The organism is Streptosporangium becharense (assembly GCF_014204985.1).
Classification (GTDB): domain Bacteria; phylum Actinomycetota; class Actinomycetes; order Streptosporangiales; family Streptosporangiaceae; genus Streptosporangium; species Streptosporangium becharense.
The window spans coordinates 7,102,584-7,118,538 of the sequence record NZ_JACHMP010000001.1; the positions used below are offsets into that span (position 1 = coordinate 7,102,584).

13 protein-coding genes and 2 CRISPR repeat arrays (1 of these 15 running past the window's edge) are annotated in these 15,955 nt (G+C 67.6%); of the genes, 10 read left to right on the forward strand and 3 right to left on the reverse strand.

Annotated features, from left to right (window positions below; translation table 11 throughout):
- Window positions 1-1,412: a CRISPR direct-repeat array (repeat unit 29 nt; unit sequence GGGACCATCCCCGCGTGCGCGGGGAGCAC) (it extends 264 nt beyond the left edge of the window).
- A 344-nt stretch (window positions 1,413-1,756) separates the two neighbouring features.
- The 10 genes from cas3 (at window position 1,757) to F4562_RS30800 (ending at window position 12,999) form a co-directional block, all read left to right on the forward strand.
- On the forward strand, window positions 1,757-4,684 hold the full coding sequence (gene cas3 / locus F4562_RS30755; RefSeq protein WP_184540114.1) for a CRISPR-associated helicase Cas3': 2,928 nt from the start codon (window positions 1,757-1,759) through the stop codon (window positions 4,682-4,684).
- Window positions 4,674-6,374: a type I-E CRISPR-associated protein Cse1/CasA gene (gene casA, locus F4562_RS30760; protein ID WP_184540116.1), complete on the forward strand. Its 1,701-nt coding sequence runs from the start codon at window positions 4,674-4,676 to the stop codon at window positions 6,372-6,374. Before cas3 ends, casA begins: the two co-directional genes overlap by 11 nt.
- The gene (casB, locus tag F4562_RS30765; RefSeq protein ID WP_184540118.1) at window positions 6,371-7,024 is read left to right on the forward strand and encodes a type I-E CRISPR-associated protein Cse2/CasB; all 654 of its coding nucleotides are present in this window, start codon (window positions 6,371-6,373) and stop codon (window positions 7,022-7,024) included. The genes casA and casB overlap by 4 nt, the downstream gene beginning before the upstream one ends.
- On the forward strand, window positions 7,021-8,220 hold the full coding sequence (gene cas7e, locus F4562_RS30770) for a type I-E CRISPR-associated protein Cas7/Cse4/CasC (RefSeq protein ID WP_184540120.1): 1,200 nt from the start codon (window positions 7,021-7,023) through the stop codon (window positions 8,218-8,220). Before casB ends, cas7e begins: the two co-directional genes overlap by 4 nt.
- Entirely contained in the window at window positions 8,217-8,918 is a 702-nt protein-coding gene (gene cas5e, locus F4562_RS30775) for a type I-E CRISPR-associated protein Cas5/CasD (RefSeq protein WP_184540122.1), read from the forward strand. The genes cas7e and cas5e overlap by 4 nt, the downstream gene beginning before the upstream one ends.
- The gene (cas6e, locus tag F4562_RS30780) at window positions 8,918-9,607 is read left to right on the forward strand and encodes a type I-E CRISPR-associated protein Cas6/Cse3/CasE (RefSeq protein WP_184540756.1); all 690 of its coding nucleotides are present in this window, start codon (window positions 8,918-8,920) and stop codon (window positions 9,605-9,607) included. The genes cas5e and cas6e overlap by 1 nt, the downstream gene beginning before the upstream one ends.
- A gap of 4 nt (window positions 9,608-9,611) precedes the next feature.
- Complete coding sequence (cas1e, locus tag F4562_RS30785; RefSeq protein ID WP_184540124.1) at window positions 9,612-10,577, forward strand: type I-E CRISPR-associated endonuclease Cas1e; 966 nt, start codon at window positions 9,612-9,614, stop codon at window positions 10,575-10,577.
- The gene (gene cas2e, locus F4562_RS30790; protein WP_184540126.1) at window positions 10,574-10,924 is read left to right on the forward strand and encodes a type I-E CRISPR-associated endoribonuclease Cas2e; all 351 of its coding nucleotides are present in this window, start codon (window positions 10,574-10,576) and stop codon (window positions 10,922-10,924) included. The genes cas1e and cas2e overlap by 4 nt, the downstream gene beginning before the upstream one ends.
- 212 nt (window positions 10,925-11,136) lie before the next feature.
- A CRISPR array of direct repeats spans window positions 11,137-11,714; the repeat unit is 29 nt; unit sequence GTGCTCCCCGCGCACGCGGGGATGGTCCC.
- Window positions 11,715-11,725: 11 nt separating this feature from the next.
- Window positions 11,726-11,875, forward strand: a complete 150-nt coding sequence (locus tag F4562_RS30795) for a hypothetical protein (protein ID WP_184540128.1) — start codon at window positions 11,726-11,728, stop codon at window positions 11,873-11,875.
- Window positions 11,876-12,009: 134 nt separating this feature from the next.
- Entirely contained in the window at window positions 12,010-12,999 is a 990-nt protein-coding gene (locus F4562_RS30800; protein WP_184540130.1) for a sporulation protein, read from the forward strand.
- Window positions 13,000-13,191: 192 nt separating this feature from the next.
- Here the strand turns inward: F4562_RS30800 and F4562_RS30805 are convergent, their stop codons facing one another.
- From F4562_RS30805 to F4562_RS36525, 3 genes are read right to left on the reverse strand one after another with little or no spacing between them, the layout of a single operon-like run.
- Window positions 13,192-13,917 (reverse strand): sulfotransferase-like domain-containing protein, encoded by a 726-nt coding sequence (locus F4562_RS30805; RefSeq protein WP_311733899.1) that lies wholly within the window; start codon window positions 13,915-13,917, stop codon window positions 13,192-13,194.
- Complete coding sequence (locus tag F4562_RS30810) at window positions 13,914-14,672, reverse strand: thioesterase II family protein (protein ID WP_184540132.1); 759 nt, start codon at window positions 14,670-14,672, stop codon at window positions 13,914-13,916. Before F4562_RS30810 ends, F4562_RS30805 begins: the two co-directional genes overlap by 4 nt.
- Window positions 14,669-15,955: a cytochrome P450 gene (locus F4562_RS36525; RefSeq protein WP_184540134.1), complete on the reverse strand. Its 1,287-nt coding sequence runs from the start codon at window positions 15,953-15,955 to the stop codon at window positions 14,669-14,671. The genes F4562_RS30810 and F4562_RS36525 overlap by 4 nt, the downstream gene beginning before the upstream one ends.

The following is a 15,955-nucleotide window of genomic DNA, read 5'->3' on the forward strand; positions in this document are numbered from 1 at the left end:
GGGGAGCACACTAACATAACCGCCTCTGACCTGCGGAAACAGGGACCATCCCCGCGTGCGCGGGGAGCACGTTCGGGAGGGCTTCTTTTTTCGGTGTGGACGGGGACCATCCCCGCGTGCGCGGGGAGCACATGACCTGAGCGGCGATGCGGGCCAGCGCCGCGGGACCATCCCCGCGTGCGCGGGGAGCACTACCTCCGTCCTGGGGGCGACCCGCATGCGCCGGGACCATCCCCGCGTGCGCGGGGAGCACGGCGTCGCATCGGATCCTCCTGAAGCTGGCCGGGGACCATCCCCGCGTGCGCGGGGAGCACCTGACCGAAATCCCTTCCGCTACCCGCCGGGCGGGACCATCCCCGCGTGCGCGGGGAGCACGGAGGTGGGCCGCACCGGGGAGCGCGGTCAAGGGGACCATCCCCGCGTGCGCGGGGAGTACGCCGCCTTGATACGGGCCATGCCCGGCGGGCGGGGACCATCCCCGCGTGCGCGGGGAGCACACGAGAGCGGCCTTCGGAAGCATGTGGCGCATGGGACCATCCCCGCGTGCGCGGGGAGCACAGGGAGTCCCTAGAGTTCCGGGGAGGTGCTGAGGGACCATCCCCGCGTGCGCGGGGAGCACGTGCGCCCGGCCCCGGAGGGCGCCGGGTCCGAGGGACCATCCCCGCGTGCGCGGGGAGCACGTCACGGCGTCCTGGAAGGCGCGCTTGTCGGCGGGACCATCCCCGCGTGCGCGGGGAGCACCTACCGGCCCTGAACTGGTCCGTCCGGCTGCTGGGACCATCCCCGCGTGCGCGGGGAGCACTCGTACAGGTAGGCGACCCGCACACCGTCCCTGGGACCATCCCCGCGTGCGCGGGGAGCACCCGACCAGGGAGATCCCCAGGAACTTCGCGATGGGACCATCCCCGCGTGCGCGGGGAGCACTCCTGGTTTCGCGGGTTCGGGGTGTGGCTGTTGGGACCATCCCCGCGTGCGCGGGGAGCACGACCAGGGGCGGCGAGGGATGTGCCGCCCCGGGGGACCATCCCCGCGTGCGCGGGGAGCACGGAGGATGAGCGAGGCATCTTCGTACTAAATGAGGACCATCCCCGCGTGCGCGGGGAGCACTACTCCGCGGTCACCTCGGTGACGGTCGGCGTGGGACCATCCCCGCGTGCGCGGGGAGCACTCTGTCTACCATCATCAGTTTGGGGCCGTACCGGGACCATCCCCGCGTGCGCGGGGAGCACAACAGGCAGAACCGGCAAGACGAATGGCCCGGAGGACCATCCCCGCGTGCGCGGGGAGCACAACAGGCAGAACCGGCAAGACGAATGGCCCGGAGGACCATCCCCGCGTGCGCGGGGAGCACCCTTTTCCCACGGTTCCGGCTTACCCATTTTTGGGACCATCCCCGCGTGCGCGGGGAGCACACTGCCTGACCTGCGGGACTATCGACGGTGAGCGTGTGATTGGAGCACTATTAAAGAATGCGACATTTCGGACATGGTCAACTCTTCGTGTTTGGGATGCCAAGTCGTCCCAGGGTGCACGACTGACGCCTTGTGGGCAAGCGCCACCATCGGGGCGGGGTGCTATCCCCGCATGAGTGATGCTTCCCGGGAGGAAGACATCCCACATGTGTGGAGTGTGGCCGATTATGGATATATCGGATAAGATAGATTTTTTTCCATAAAGGGATATATTCCACCTTTTCTCCCCTCGATTTGAGAAGAATTTGAGATTTTCACAATCTTGTCGGAGGTGATGGCCTTAAATGAGCTCCATGCTCAATGAGAGGCATCCAGGCAGCCGGTTCGTCGACGGATTGTCGTCCATGGCGCGTACGGTGTGGGCCAAGCATGATCGGGAAACCGATGGATGGTTGCCGTTGTGGCGCCACTTGGCCGACAGCGGCGCGGTGGCCGGACTGTTATGGGATCACTGGGTTCCTCTTCAGGTGCAGCAGGTGATCGCTGAGGCGCTTCCCGATGGCGTCGATGATGCCCGTCGGCTGGCGGTCTGGCTGGCGGCCACTCATGACATCGGGAAGGCCACGCCGGCATTCGCCTGCCAGGTGGAGCCGCTTGCCGATGTCATGCGGGCGGCCGGGCTGGGCATGCCACCGTACAAGCAGATGCCTGACCGCAGGCTCGCCCCACATGGTCTGGCCGGGCAGGTGCTGCTTCAGGAGTGGCTGATCGAGCGGTACGACTGGAGGCGGTCCGCCACCGTACAGTTCGCAATCATCGCTGGTGGGCACCATGGGGTCCCGCCGACTCATACGGACATCCGGGAGGTGAACGTCCACCCGGAGTTGCTGCGTACTCCTGGGTGTGCGTCGCTATGGCGGAGCGTGCAGTGGGAGATCCTTGACCGCTGTGCGGAGACATGCGGGGTTCAGGGCCGCTTGGCCGGTTGGCGGGAGTCCAAGCTCTCACAGCCGGCTCAAGTGTTGCTGACGGGGCTGATCATCGTCGCTGACTGGATCGCGAGTAATCCTGACCTCTTCCCGTACTTTCCCGAGGCGCAGCGTAGGAGCGACAAGGAACGGGTCGAGGCGGCCTGGCACGGGCTCAACCTGCCGGAGCCGTGGCGGCCGTCGGAGCCGGTAGGAGAGGCGGCTGCTCTCTTCGCCTCCCGGTTTCAGCTGCCGCCTGGGGCGCGTATCCGTCCGGTCCAGGAGCGCGCGGTTCAGGTGGCGCGGGCGATGTCGTTCCCGGGCCTGATGGTGATCGAGGCCCCGATGGGGGAGGGCAAGACTGAGGCCGCGCTGGCGGTCGCTGAGATTTTCGCGGCGCGTTCCGGAGCGGGTGGTTGCTTTGTCGCGCTCCCCACGATGGCCACGGGCAACGCGATGTTTCCCCGGATGCTGGACTGGCTGCGCCGGGTTCCTGCCGGTCGGACCGGGCATGAGCTGCGCTCAGTGCTTCTCGCGCATTCCAAGGCGGCGCTGAATGAGGAGTACGCCGGGCTGGTGCGTGCCGGTCGGCGGGCGGCGCGTGGGGTCGAGCCGGATGGCGGCGGGGATGAGTGGCGTCATCGCGGCGACCGTCGGGTTTTCTCCGCCGAACTCGTCGCGCATCAGTGGCTACGGGGCAGGAAGAAGGGAATGTTGTCCTCGTTTGTGGTGGGGACGATCGACCAGCTGCTGTTCATGGGGCTTAAGACCCGTCACCTGGCGTTGCGTCACCTTGCTCTTGCGGGCAAGGTCGTCATCATCGATGAGGCGCATGCCTACGACACCTACATGAATTCCTACCTGGACCGGGTGCTGTCGTGGCTGGGTGCCTACCGTGTACCGGTCGTGGTGCTGTCGGCGACGCTTCCGGCCCGGCGTCGGCGTGAGCTCGCAGAGGCGTATGCAGGAGCAACCACAGACGGTGCTGATTTCACCGAGCTGGAGGACACGGATTGCTATCCGTTGCTGACGACTGCCGAGTTTGGGGGGCGACCTGTGGCTGAGGTCGTCAAGCCGTCCGGCAGGGAGATCGAGGTACATCTTGAGCGATTGAGTGACGATCTCGTAGAGCTGGGTGACCGGCTTTCCCGAGAGCTGGCCGAGGGCGGCTGTGTCCTTGTGGTGCGCAACACCGTTGACCGGGTTCTGGAGACCGCCGCGTACCTACGAGAGCGGTTCGGCCCTGGCCAGGTCACTGTGGCCCATGCCCGTTTCCTCGATCCGGATCGGGCCGACAAGGATGCCGATCTGCTGGCCCGGTTCGGCCCGCCGGACAAGAGCGCGGGCCGCCGGCCCGTCAACGCGCACATCGTGGTAGCCAGCCAAGTCGCCGAGCAGTCCCTCGACATCGACTTCGACCTGTTGGTATCGGACCTGTGCCCGATCGACCTCTTGCTGCAACGGATGGGGCGATTGCACCGGCATCCACGCGGTGAGAAACAAGGCGACCGTCCCGAGCGCCTGCGTACGGCTCGCTGCCTGTTGACCGGCGCGGACTGGGAAAAGACACCGCCCGAGCCGGTGAGCGGCTCCAGACGGATCTACCGGCCGTACCCGTTGCTGCGGTCAGCGGCTGTGCTGGAACCGTACCTATCCAGGACCGGCGAAACGGGACATGTGGTGCGTCTGCCGCAGGACATCAGCCCGCTCGTTCAACGAGCGTACGGGCCTGGTCCGGTCGGCCCGGATGAGTGGCGGGAAGCGATGGCCCAAACGCGCGGTGACCAGGACTTGCACCAGGACCGGCAAGGTGAGAAAGCGCGAGATTTCCAGATCAACGAGGTCGGTAAGGCTGGTCGAGCTCTGGTCGGCTGGGTCGACGCCGGGGTCGGGGACGCCGATGACACCCGCACTGGCCGAGCCCAGGTCCGCGACGGTGCCGAGTCTCTGGAAGTGCTGGTCGTGCAGCGTCGCACCGATGGGACCTTGGTGACTGTGCCGTGGTTGAGTGAAGGTCGTGGTGGGCTGGAGTTGCCCACTGAGGCGGTGCCTGAGCCGAGACTCGCCCGCATCGTGGCCTCATGTGGCCTGCGGCTGCCTTACCACTTCTCGATCCCTCAGTTCCTCGATCAGGCGATCGAGGAACTGGAGGCCGAATGTATCTCGGCGTGGCAGTCCAAGGAATGCCATTGGCTGGCGGGAGAGCTGATCCTCATGCTCGACGAAGAATGTCGGACGCGTCTGGCAGGCTACGACCTGCATTACACCCCCGCCGATGGTCTGAAGGTGTTTCGTGCTGAGTGAACCCGCTGCACCGTCTTTCGACCTGACTTGTAATCGATGGCTGCCGGTGCAGCGCCAGGACGGCACCGAGGACGAACTGTCCTTACGGCAGCTCTTCGTCCAGGCAGGTGACCTGCGGCGGCTGGTAGGAGACGTCCCCACTCAGGAATTCGCTCTTTTGCGGTTGTTGCTGGCGATCGTGCATGATGCGGTCGATGGGCCACGTGATCTCGGCGAGTGGCAGGAACTGTGGGAGAACGGGCTTCCCGCCGGTCGCATCGCTGAGTATCTGGACTGCCACCGCGAACGCTTTGATCTGCTGCACCCGCGGGAACCCTTCTTCCAGACCGCCGGCCTGCGCACCGCCACTGGTGAGGTCGGCTCGCTCGACCGCATCATCGCCGACGTCCCCAATGGGATGCCTTTCTTCACCATGCGAGCTCGCGGTGCCGAGCGGCTCGGCTTCGCCGAGGCTGCCCGCTGGCTCGTGCACGCCCACGCCTTCGATACTTCCGGTATCAAGACCGGAGCACTGGGCGATCCCAGGGTCAAAGGCGGCAAGGTGTACCCGCAGGGCGTCGCGTGGGCGGGCGCTCTCGGTGGAGTTCTCGTGGAGGGTGAGAACCTGCGTGAGACCCTGCTGCTCAATCTGATCGCCTTCGACACCGACAACTTACGCGTCGATCCCGAGAACGATCTCCCGGCCTGGCGTCGCCCGCCGCCCGGACCGACGCAGGCGGACCCGGTGGAGCTGAGCAGACGCCCAAGAGGCATCCGTGACCTCTACACCTGGCAGTCCCGGCGGGTGCGGCTCACCTACGATGCGGAGGGTGTGAACGGAGTGATCCTCGCCTACGGCGACCCCCTCACCCCACACAACAAGCATCAGCGTGAGCCGATGACGAGTTGGCGGCGCAGCAGTACGCAGGAGAAGAAACTCGGCCTGGCCCAGGTCTACCTGCCCCGCGAACACGATCCCAGCCGGAGCGCGTGGCGCGGCCTTGGCGCGCTGATCGCCGGCCGTGCCGAGCGGGCCGAGCAGCGTGACGAGGCCGCCGCCGTCGTCCGGCCGCGCATTCTCGACTGGGTCGCCCGTCTCACCGTCGAAGGTGACCTGCCATCGGACTTCCTGATCCGGGCACGGCTGTTCGGCGCGGTCTACGGTACCCAGCAGTCCGTCATCGACGAGATCATTGACGATGCTGTGGCGATGCCGGTGGTGCTTCTCCACGAGCGAGACAGCGGTCTGGGACAGGCCGCGATCGACGCGGTCAGGGATGCGGAAGGGGCTGTGACCGTACTCGGTGATCTCGCCGCGGACCTCGCCCGAGCCGCTGGAGCCCAGACCGACCCGCCCAGGACCACTGCGCGGGGCCTCGGGTTCGGCACGCTCGATGGGGCGTTTCGGGACTGGCTCGCCGGGATCCGCCCGGGCGATGCCCCCCAAACGCAACGATCAGCTTGGCAGCGTCAAGCGCACCGGATCGTCAGCCGGCTGGGGGATCAGCTGTTGAGATCAGCGGGGGACGCCGCCTGGGAAGGACGTGTCATCAAGGCACAAGGTCAGGAACTTTGGTTGACCGCATCACGCGCCGACTGGATGTTCCGCACCAGGCTCCGCAAGGCACTGCCCGCGACCGCGGTGGACGATCCTCAGCACCGCGATCAGGACGACGGCAGCGGACAGCAGAATGTGGAGGTACGGTCATGACCCCGGTCACTCCCACTACCCGGCGCCGGGTAACCGATCTGGTCGGTGATGCCGCCAGCGCGTACATCACCGAGCTACAGCGGGGCTATCACGCCGATGCCAGTGGCGCCGTCGCAGCCCTCGCCCAGCTCAGGCGTGGCGCGGGTAAGCTTCCCGAGGACGTGCCGGAACTGTGGGGTATGGCCGGCACTGAACGGCTGTATGCCGATGGGGCACTGCCCGAGACCGAGGCGGTCAGGGCCGAGGCCGCCCTGTTCCTGGCTGTGACTCTGTACGCGCTGCATCAGCAGTCGCGTCCCGAGCAAAGGATGCACCGCGCCGGTGTCGACCTGGGGACGGCCGTACGCAGGCTGATGCCGGGCGGCGCCGTCGATGAGCCGATCCGGCGCCGTTTCGTCCGGGCCGGGACCGCTGACACCCGGGAAGCGCTCGCCTACCGGCTCCGAGAGATCGTTTCTCTGCTGCGCCGGGAGTCGATTCCGCTCGACTACGCGCTCCTCGCCCGGCAGCTCTACCAGGCTCAGCTCCCCGAGGGGCTGCGGCAGGTGCGCCAGAGCTGGGGCCGGAGCTTCCACTCCTACCGACCTGACGACACCGAGGCTGAAACACGCCCTGACGACACCGCCTCCACCGACAAGGACGCCCCATGACTCGCACCATCCTTGAGCTCCACGTGTTGCAGACCGTCCCCCCGAGCTGCCTGAACCGTGACGACACCGGAACCCCGAAGACCGCCTTATACGGTGGTGTGCGCCGCGCCCGAGTCTCCAGTCAGGCATGGAAACGCGCCACCCGGCGTAGCTTTCACGACCTGTTGGACCCCAGTGAGCTCGGCGTCCGTACCCGGCGGGTGGCCGAGTTGCTGGCCGAGCGGATCTGCAAGCTGGACGGGTCAATCGAGCAGGCCGAGGCGTGGGCCCTGGCCGCCGAGACGATCCAGACCGCGACCGGCTCCAAGATCGAGGCACCCAAGCGCAGAGCAGAGGCAGCCAAGGGCAAGAGCGGACCCGAGCCCGCGCCGGAATCCAAGTACTTGATGTTCCTCAGCGCTCGCCAACTGGACGGCCTGGCCGAACTCGCCGTCAAAGGGCGTGGGGCCGGCAAGGAATACTTCAAGGACAAGGTGACCAAGGACCGCGCCAAGCAGATCGCCAACAGCCGACACTCGGTCGACATCGCCCTTTTCGGCCGCATGGTCGCCGATGGCGCCGACATCAACGTCGACGCCGCCGCCCAGGTCGCCCACGCCCTCAGCGTGCACCGGGTGGAAAACGAGGCCGACTACTACACAGCGGTCGACGACTACAAGAACCGGGAGGCCGACGACCTGGGTGCAGGCATGATCGGCACCGTGGAATTCAACTCCGCCACCCTCTACCGCTACGCCGCCGTCGATGTCGATCTACTGCGCAGGAACCTCGGCATGGGATTGCGGGAGGACGAGCCGATCACCGAACCCGTGCGCCGGGCCATCGAGGCGTTCGTCCAGTGCTTCCTCACCTCACTGCCCACCGGAAAGATCAACACCTTCGGCAACCACACACTGCCGGACGCGGTGGTCGCGAAGGTGCGTTCATCCCGGCCCGTCAGTTTCGTGGCGGCGTTCGAGGAACCGTGCCGGGCCGACCCGGAGACCGGCGGGCACCTGCGGCAGGCATCCGAGGCCTTGGCCTCATACGTCCCCGAGGTCGAGCGCGCCTATGGCGTCGCGAAGGATACGCCGACCTGGGTGTTGCGAGTCGGCAAGAACACCGAGGCACTGTCCGGCCTCGGCATCGAACTGTCTCTCCCGGAGCTGGTCACGGCGATCGGCACGGAGATCGTCCGACGGCAGGACGGGGCATGAGCGTTTTGCTGATGCAGCTCGCCGGGCCCTTGCAATCCTGGGGGGCGTCCTCACGCTTTGCCCGGCGATCCACCGAGTCAGCGCCGACCAAAAGCGGAGTGATCGGGCTGTTGGCCGCGGCCCAGGGACGTCAGCGTTCAGACGATATCGGTGATCTGACTGAGTTGCGCTTCGGTGTCCGTGTCGATCAGCGCGGTACTCTGCTCCGCGACTTCCACACCGCGCACCGGTTCGTCAGCGGAGAAGCCCTGCCGGTGTCGGAGCGTTTTTACCTGGCCGACGCCGTCTTCGTGGCGGCGGTCGAAGGTGAACCTGAGCTGATCGACGAATTGCACCGGGCACTTCGCGATCCGGTCTTCATGCCTTACCTGGGGCGCCGATCCTGCCCTCCGGCCCGGCCGGTCGACCTGGGTGTCCACCACGAGCGCACGCTGGAGCAGGCCCTGGAGCGGGAGCAATGGCGGGCTGCACGCTGGTACCAGCGTCGTCACCGAAACGACGCCCGGATCGACCTGGAGGTCCTCCTCGAGGCCGCGGCGGAGGACGGGCCGGTCGACAACCTGCGCGACCAGCCGATCAGCTTTGATCCGCTGCACCGCCAGTACGCGCTGCGCGGAGTTCGCCGAGGAAGCGTGAAAGTGTCCAACCCCGCCGTGCGTCCCGACCATGACCCGACATCCGTCTTGGGAGGTGCGTGATGCATCTAACCCGGTTCCGCTTCAACACCGCCCGAGTCGGTGCCCGTCGGCTGCTGTCATCACCGCAGACGCTGCACGCCGCGGTGATGTCCTCGTTCGCCGAAATCCTCCCGGCCGGAGACGACGGGCCGAGGGTGCTGTGGCGAATCGACCGCACCAGCCGGGCTGAGACCTATCTATACGTCGTCAGTCCAGCCAAGCCTGATCTCACCCACCTGGTCGAGCAGGCCGGCTGGCCTGAGACGGGACGATGGCAGACCTACGATTACGAGCCGTTTCTGTCCCGGCTGAACGTAGGTGACCGGTGGGCCTTCCGGCTCACCGCCAACCCGGTTCACACTGCCCGCCGCACCGATCAGGAACCCACCAAGCTCACCGCGCATGTCGGCGCATACCATCAGCTGCGCTGGCTCCTGCAACGCCAGGAGAACGCCGGATTCAAAGTAGTGGAGAAACCCTCGGAACGGCGGCTGCTCCCCGAGGGCGACCAGCATGAACTGATCGTCAGCGACCGGCGTCAACTCGCCTTCAAAAAGACCGGACAACGGCAGCCGGTGACCCTGGTCACCGTCACCTACGATGGGCGGCTGGAGGTAACCGACCCCGACGCCCTTCGACGCACCCTCACACGAGGGCTTGGCAGAGCCAAGGCGTATGGCTGTGGCCTGATGACCCTGGCAGGGGCGTGACACCATGGCCACCATCGGCCAACGCGGCCTGTCCTCGCCACGCGAACTCACCCGGATGGGCGACCGGCTCTCGTTCGTCTACCTGGAACGGTGCACTCTCCACCGGGAAGACAACGCCATCACCGCCGAAGACGCGGAAGGCATCACCCATATCCCATCCGCCACGATCGGGACGCTGCTGCTCGGCCCCGGCACTCGCGTCACCCACCAGGCGATGACCGTGCTGGGAGACAGCGGAGCGGGAGTGGTGTGGGTCGGAGAGCACGGCGTGCGCTTCTACTCGGGCGGCAGATCACTCAACCGTTCGTCCGCCCTGGTCGAAGCGCAGGCGATCAAGTGGGCCAACCGCCGTACCCGACTTGAAGTGGCCCGGGAGATGTACCAGATGCGGTTCCCCGGTGAAGATCCGGCTGGTTTCACCCGACATGAACTCCTCGGCAGGGAAGGGCGAAGGGTCAAGGAGTGCTACCGCAGGGAAGCCGCAAGGGTCGGCATTCCCTGGAACGGGAGAATGTACCTACCGGGTGACTTCAGTTCCGGTGATCCTGCCAATCAAGCAGTCACCGCAGCCGCTCAGTGCATGTACGGGATTGCACAGACCACGGTCGCCGCACTGGGATGCGCGCCTGGACTTGGCTTCATCCATTCGGGGCATGAACTGGCGTTCGTACTCGACATCGCCGACCTCTACAAGACCGAGATCGCCCTTCCCATCGCCTTCGATGTGGCCGCGCAAAGCCCTGAAGACGTCGGGGCCCGCACGCGCAGGGCCATTCGCGACCAGGTCAACAAGATCGGTCTGCTGAAGCGGTGTGTAGAGGACGTCAAACGTCTCATCCTGCCGGACGGAGCAAAAGATGACCCCACCGGGGATGATGCAGACAACGTCATGCTCCAAAGTGACCATGGCGCCGAAGTGGAGTCAGGCCGTAACTACGGCGGCGACCATGTCGACGAGGCTGTCTGGTGACGATCATTGTGCTTACCCGCTGCCCCGTGGGGCTACGGGGCTTCCTGACCCGCTGGCTGATGGAGATCTCTCCCGGTGTCTTCATCGGAGGCCCGTCGGCGCGGATCCGCGAGGCACTGTGGGCAGAGGTGCGGCAGTACGCAGACACTGGACGAGCTCTCCTCGCCTACAGCACCAATAATGAGCAAGGCTTTGCCTTTGAGACCCATGACCATAAATGGCACCCGGTCGACCATGAAGGTCTCATCTTGATCCGCCGGCCAACGGAGAAACCTGCCAGCCCCTCGGCCACCACTCCCAGCGGCTGGAGCAAGGCGGCAAAGCGCCGCCGATACGGACAACGCTGAGGAACGGCAAACCTGCTCTGACGCACCCGATGCCAGGCATCATCCACCGCAGATCCCCCTAAGTTTGCACTTTATTGTAGGTGTCGCCTGCTATCGAGGCATATCGCGCATATAGTAAGAGATGGAGTATTTCGGAAATATCTGAAATGTACGATTCTTTGCAAGTGCTCGAAATTAACACATGCTCCAGCTAATCATGCAGGTCAGCGAGTGTGCTCCCCGCGCACGCGGGGATGGTCCCTGTTGTTCTCTGTTTTGACGGTCAGCTAAACAGTGCTCCCCGCGCACGCGGGGATGGTCCCGGCTCGGACGCGGGCACCAGCCTGAAGACGATGTGCTCCCCGCGCACGCGGGGATGGTCCCCGCTCGGGCCGCCCTGCGAAGCGTCCCCCGGAGTGCTCCCCGCGCACGCGGGGATGGTCCCACCACGTCCGGGCCTGCCCTGCCGCTGATCAAGTGCTCCCCGCGCACGCGGGGATGGTCCCAGCACCTCGGGTGCGTGCCAACCCGCCGCGGTGTGCTCCCCGCGCACGCGGGGATGGTCCCCAGTCAGGCAAGAGCGGGCGGACCGCGTTCCTGTGCTCCCCGCGCACGCGGGGGTGGTCCCATCAAGGCGCTCCAGGCGAAGGCGGCGCGCATGTGCTCCCCGCGCACGCGTGGATGGTCCCCGAACGGTGGCTTTGAGTTGGTCTGATGCTCTGTGCTCCCCGCGCACGCGGGGATGGTCCCGTCAAGCGAACCCCCGAACTGATCGACTGGCGGTGCTCCCCGCGCACGCGGGGGTGGCCCCGGATCGAGCCGTTGCTTCCGACGGTCGAACGTCGCTATGGCGACTTCGGACGCAAGCGGATCGACGACCGCGAAGCGTTGTGCGGGATCTTGTTCGTGCTCTATATCGCGATCCCGTGGGAGTTCCTGCGCCGGGGGCTCTGGGGTTCGGCTCGGGCATGACCTGCCGACGCCGTCTCAGCGGGTCCGGACAGGTCCCGTTCCTTTTCCCGGCCCGACGGCGTGTCCCGGGAACCGCGCTCCACTGCTGATCGTTTCCCGGGACGATCACATCCATCGATCGGAAAGAGGAAATCGTGGTCTTCAAACGGCTGCTGGGAGCCTTCGGCGTCGGAGCTCCCTCGGTGGACACCGTTCTGGCCACTCCACACGTGCGACCCGGCGAGCCGCTGAGCGGTGAGGTCCGCCTCAAGGGCGGCGACTTCGACGCCGACATCGAGCACATCGCCCTCGGCCTGGTCACCCAGGTCGAGGCCGAGTACGGCGAGGGCGAAGGGGTCGGCCTGATCGAGTTCCACCGCACCGAGGTCTCCGGGTCGTTCGTCCTGCGCGCCGGTGAGGAGCGCGTGGTGCCGTTCCAGTTCCCCGTCCCGTGGGAGGCCCCGGTCACCGAGGTGATGGGCCAGTCCCTGCACGGCATGGCCATGGGGGTGCGCACCGAGCTGGCCATCGCCAAAGCCGTCGACAAGGGCGACATGGACCCCGTCCAGATCGTGCCGCTGCCCGCCCAGCAGGCGGTGCTGGAGGCGTTCGCCCGCCTGGGTTTCCACTTCAAGAGCGCGGACCTGGAGATGGGCCGCATCCACGGGGTGGACCAGCGGCTGCCGTTCTACCAGGAGATCGAGTTCTACCCGCCTCCGCAGTACTCCGGTCAGATCAACGAGGTCGAGCTGACCTTCGTCACCGGCCCCTCCGGGATGGACGTCGTCCTGGAGGCCGACAAGCGCAGCGGCCGCTACAGCTCCGGCGAGGACGCCTTCGGCCGCTGGCAGACCAGCCACCATGACGCGGTGCGGCGAGACTGGGCCGCGGAGATCAACGGTTGGCTGGATTCTCTCTCCCGGTACACCACCGGTGCCTTTCACGACCCTTACGCCTCCCACGGCGCAGGTCATCACGACCCGTACGCCCACGGCGGGAGCCATTACGGCGGCCACCACGGCAGCGGGCCGGGTATGGGAGCGGTCGCCGCCGTCGGAGCGGCCGGAGTGGCCGGCGGCTTCATCGCCGCCGAGGCGATCGACGAGATCGGCGACTTCTTCGAGGGCGACGGAGAAGAGGAGTGAACGTGGGCGGGCCACTCCGGTGAACCCGGCCGGCGCACCCCGGAGGCGGCCGGGGTGTGCGGTCCCGTCTCAGCCATGTGAAGCGCCGCCTCAGTAGTGTGCGGCCCCGCCTCAACCACGTGGGCTCCGCTTCGGCCGCGTGAAGCGCCGTCTCAGCCACGTGGGCCCCGCCTCAGCTGTGGGAGTACCGCCTCAGCTCTGCGGGGTGAGGCGGTGCTCCCACAGCGCGCGGTAGTGCGGCAGGTGGAAACGGTAGAACGCGCCGAGGACGGGGTGGTCCTCGACGTCGACGGCGGGGCGGCTGCTGACGCCCCGCCGGATGCCGTCGCTCGCCATGACGTCCAGGTGCCAGCGCTCCGCCTGCCGCCAGGCGGGGACCGCCACCGGTTCCCAGCGCAGGGCGTGGGCGAGGAACGGGATGCCCGTCGCCCGGCAGTAGGCGCGCACGGTCTCCTCGGGCCGGGAGACCAGGTCGTCGGCGTCGATCACCACCGGGGTCCGGCCGGTGGCGTCCGCGACGGCGTCGTGGATCTCCCTGAGCCGCGCGAAACCCACCTCGTCGCGGGTGAGCGCCGGGTTCAGCCCGTAGTGCGAGGCGATCACCTCGCGCGGGTGCCGCACGATGAAGGTGTGGACGGCCTCGGTGAGCAACTCCCGGGACCGCAGCACCGCCGGGTAGTGGAAGTCCGTGGTGTCCTTGGAGAAGACCTGCCGCTCCCGGCCGGCCGCCAGCAGCCTCGTGATCACCTGTTCCTCGTCCGCGCAGACGGTACCGGCCACCTCGGCCCGGCCGAAGTCGACCACGTGCGAGAAGGGCTCGTGCACCACGAGGAAATCGCCGCGCTCCAGCATCATCCGCAGGAACATCGTGGAGCGGCTGCGGGGTGCGCTCCACAGCATCAGCAGCCGCCCGCTCACCGCCCCGCCTCCAGCCGCCGGTGCACGGCCGTCACGATCCGCTCGTGGTGGTCGAGGAGGAAGAAGTGGCCGCCCGGCAGGCAGTCCAGCCGGAACGCGCCGGTCGTCTCCTCCTCCCACAACCGCATCAGGTCCGGGCCGGCCTCCTCGTCGTCGAGCCCCGCCCACGCGGAGACGGGGCACTCCAGCGGCGGACCGGCCGGGCGGCGGTAGGTCTCCACCGCCCGGAAGTCGGCCCGCATCATCGGGATCAGCACGTCCAGCAGGCCGTCGTTGTCGAGGATCTCCGGGTCCGCGGCGCCGTAGTCCCGCAGCATCGCCACGAACTCCGCCCGCGGCAGGTCGCTCACCGGTCGTTCCGGACGCACGATCCGCGGCCCCGGGCGGCCGCTGACGAACAGGTGGACCGGTGCCCGGCCCGCCGCCTGCAGGCGACGGGCCACCTCGAAGGCCACGATCGCCCCCATGCTGTGCCCGTACAGCGCGACCGGTACGTCGGACGCCGCCGCCACGGGGGCGATGGCGTCCGCCATCTCGGCGATGCTCGCCGCCGGGGGCAGGCCCATCAGGGCGCCCCGGCCGGGCAGCTGCACCGGGACGAGTTCCACGGTGGAGGAGAACAGGGGCGCCCAGTCCGCGTAGAAGGTGGCCGAACCGCCGGCGAAGGGCAGGCAGAGCAGGCGGAACCGCGGCTCCGGCAGGGCGAAGCGGTTGTCGAGCCAGCCCGCGGCGTCGCGCACGGCGGTGCCCGTCACCGCGGGCCGCCCGGCGCGATCGTCGCCGGGCCGACCCCCGGGCGGGGGGTGAAGCGCACCGGCATGCTCTTGTACCCGGCGACGAAGTTCGAGCGCAGGTGCGCGGTCTCGCCCACCACCTCCACCTTCTCCACCAGCCGGGTCAGCTCCGACAGGAAGATCCGCAGGCCCAGCCGGGCCAGGCCCGCGCCGATGCAGTAGTGCGGGCCGACGCCGAAGGCGACGTGCCGGTTGGGCCGCCTGGCGATGTCGAACCGGTACGGGTCGCGGAAGACCCGCTCGTCGCGGTTGGCCGACCCCAGCCACACGCTCACCGGCTGGCCCGCCTCGATCTTCCGGCCGGCCAGCTCCACGTCCCGCTGCGCGTAGCGCATGAAGTGGCTGGCCGGCGACGACCAGCGCAGCACCTCCTCCAGGCACGTGTCGCGCAGCGCGGGGGTCTCGCACAGCCGCCGGTACCGCTCGGGGTCCTCGGCCAGCATCCTCACCGCGGTGCACACCGCGTGCGGGGTGGTGACGTTGGCCCCCAGCAGCAGCGCGTAGCAGTTCAGCATGATCTGCTCGTCCGTCAGCGGGCTCTCCTCCAGGCTCATCGACAGCAGGATGCCGATCAGGTCGTCGGCGGGCGCCGACCGGTCCCGGCGGGAGATCTCCCGGTTGAAGAAGGCGAACAGCTCGTGGTGGGCCTGGCGCAGCGTGGCCTTGGGCGGGCCGGACGCGAAGTCGGGGTCGTCGTAGGCGATGGTCATGGTCGTCAGTTCCGACATGCGCGGCCAGTTCTCGCTCGGCATGCCCATGATCTGGCCGGTGAACGCCATCGGGAACATCAGCGCCGCCCGAGCCAGGTCGAAGACCTCCCCGTCCAGGCCGGGCCGGATCAGGTTGTGCACGACCTCGCGCATCCGCTCCTCCTGCCGCCCCACCGCCTGGCGGGTCAGCGCCCGGTTGAGCGGGTCGCGCAGCTGCCCGTGCCGGGGAGGGTCGGTGTCGGGCATCATCTGGTCGGAGGCGATGTCGGGCATGCTGAGGTCGATGATGCACAGCATGGTGCCGCGCCGTGAGGAGAACTCCTCGTGGTTCTTCAGCACCCGGGTGACCTCCGCGTGCCGGGTGACCACCCAGAACGGCTCGCGTCCGTCGCCCGGGTCGAACCAGTGCACCGGGTCGTCGGCGCGCAGCCGGGCCCACAGCGCGTGCGGGTCGCCGTCGGCGTAGAAGCCGGAGTCGAGGAAGTCGACGGCCGCGACGTCGACGTCGTCGAACGGGGGAACAGAGATCCTCAC

Bases quoted from the DNA above. Each gene is read 5' to 3' on its own strand.
- cas5e (WP_184540122.1), top strand. From the start codon at position 8,217: ATGAGCGTTTTGCTGATGCAGCTCGCCGGGCCCTTGCAATCCTGGGGG.
- cas7e (WP_184540120.1), top strand. From the start codon at position 7,021: ATGACTCGCACCATCCTTGAGCTCCACGTGTTGCAGACCGTCCCCCCG.
- cas1e (WP_184540124.1), top strand. From the start codon at position 9,612: ATGGCCACCATCGGCCAACGCGGCCTGTCCTCGCCACGCGAACTCACC.
- casB (WP_184540118.1), top strand. From the start codon at position 6,371: ATGACCCCGGTCACTCCCACTACCCGGCGCCGGGTAACCGATCTGGTC.
- cas6e (WP_184540756.1), top strand. From the start codon at position 8,918: ATGCATCTAACCCGGTTCCGCTTCAACACCGCCCGAGTCGGTGCCCGT.
- cas3 (WP_184540114.1), top strand. From the start codon at position 1,757: ATGAGCTCCATGCTCAATGAGAGGCATCCAGGCAGCCGGTTCGTCGAC.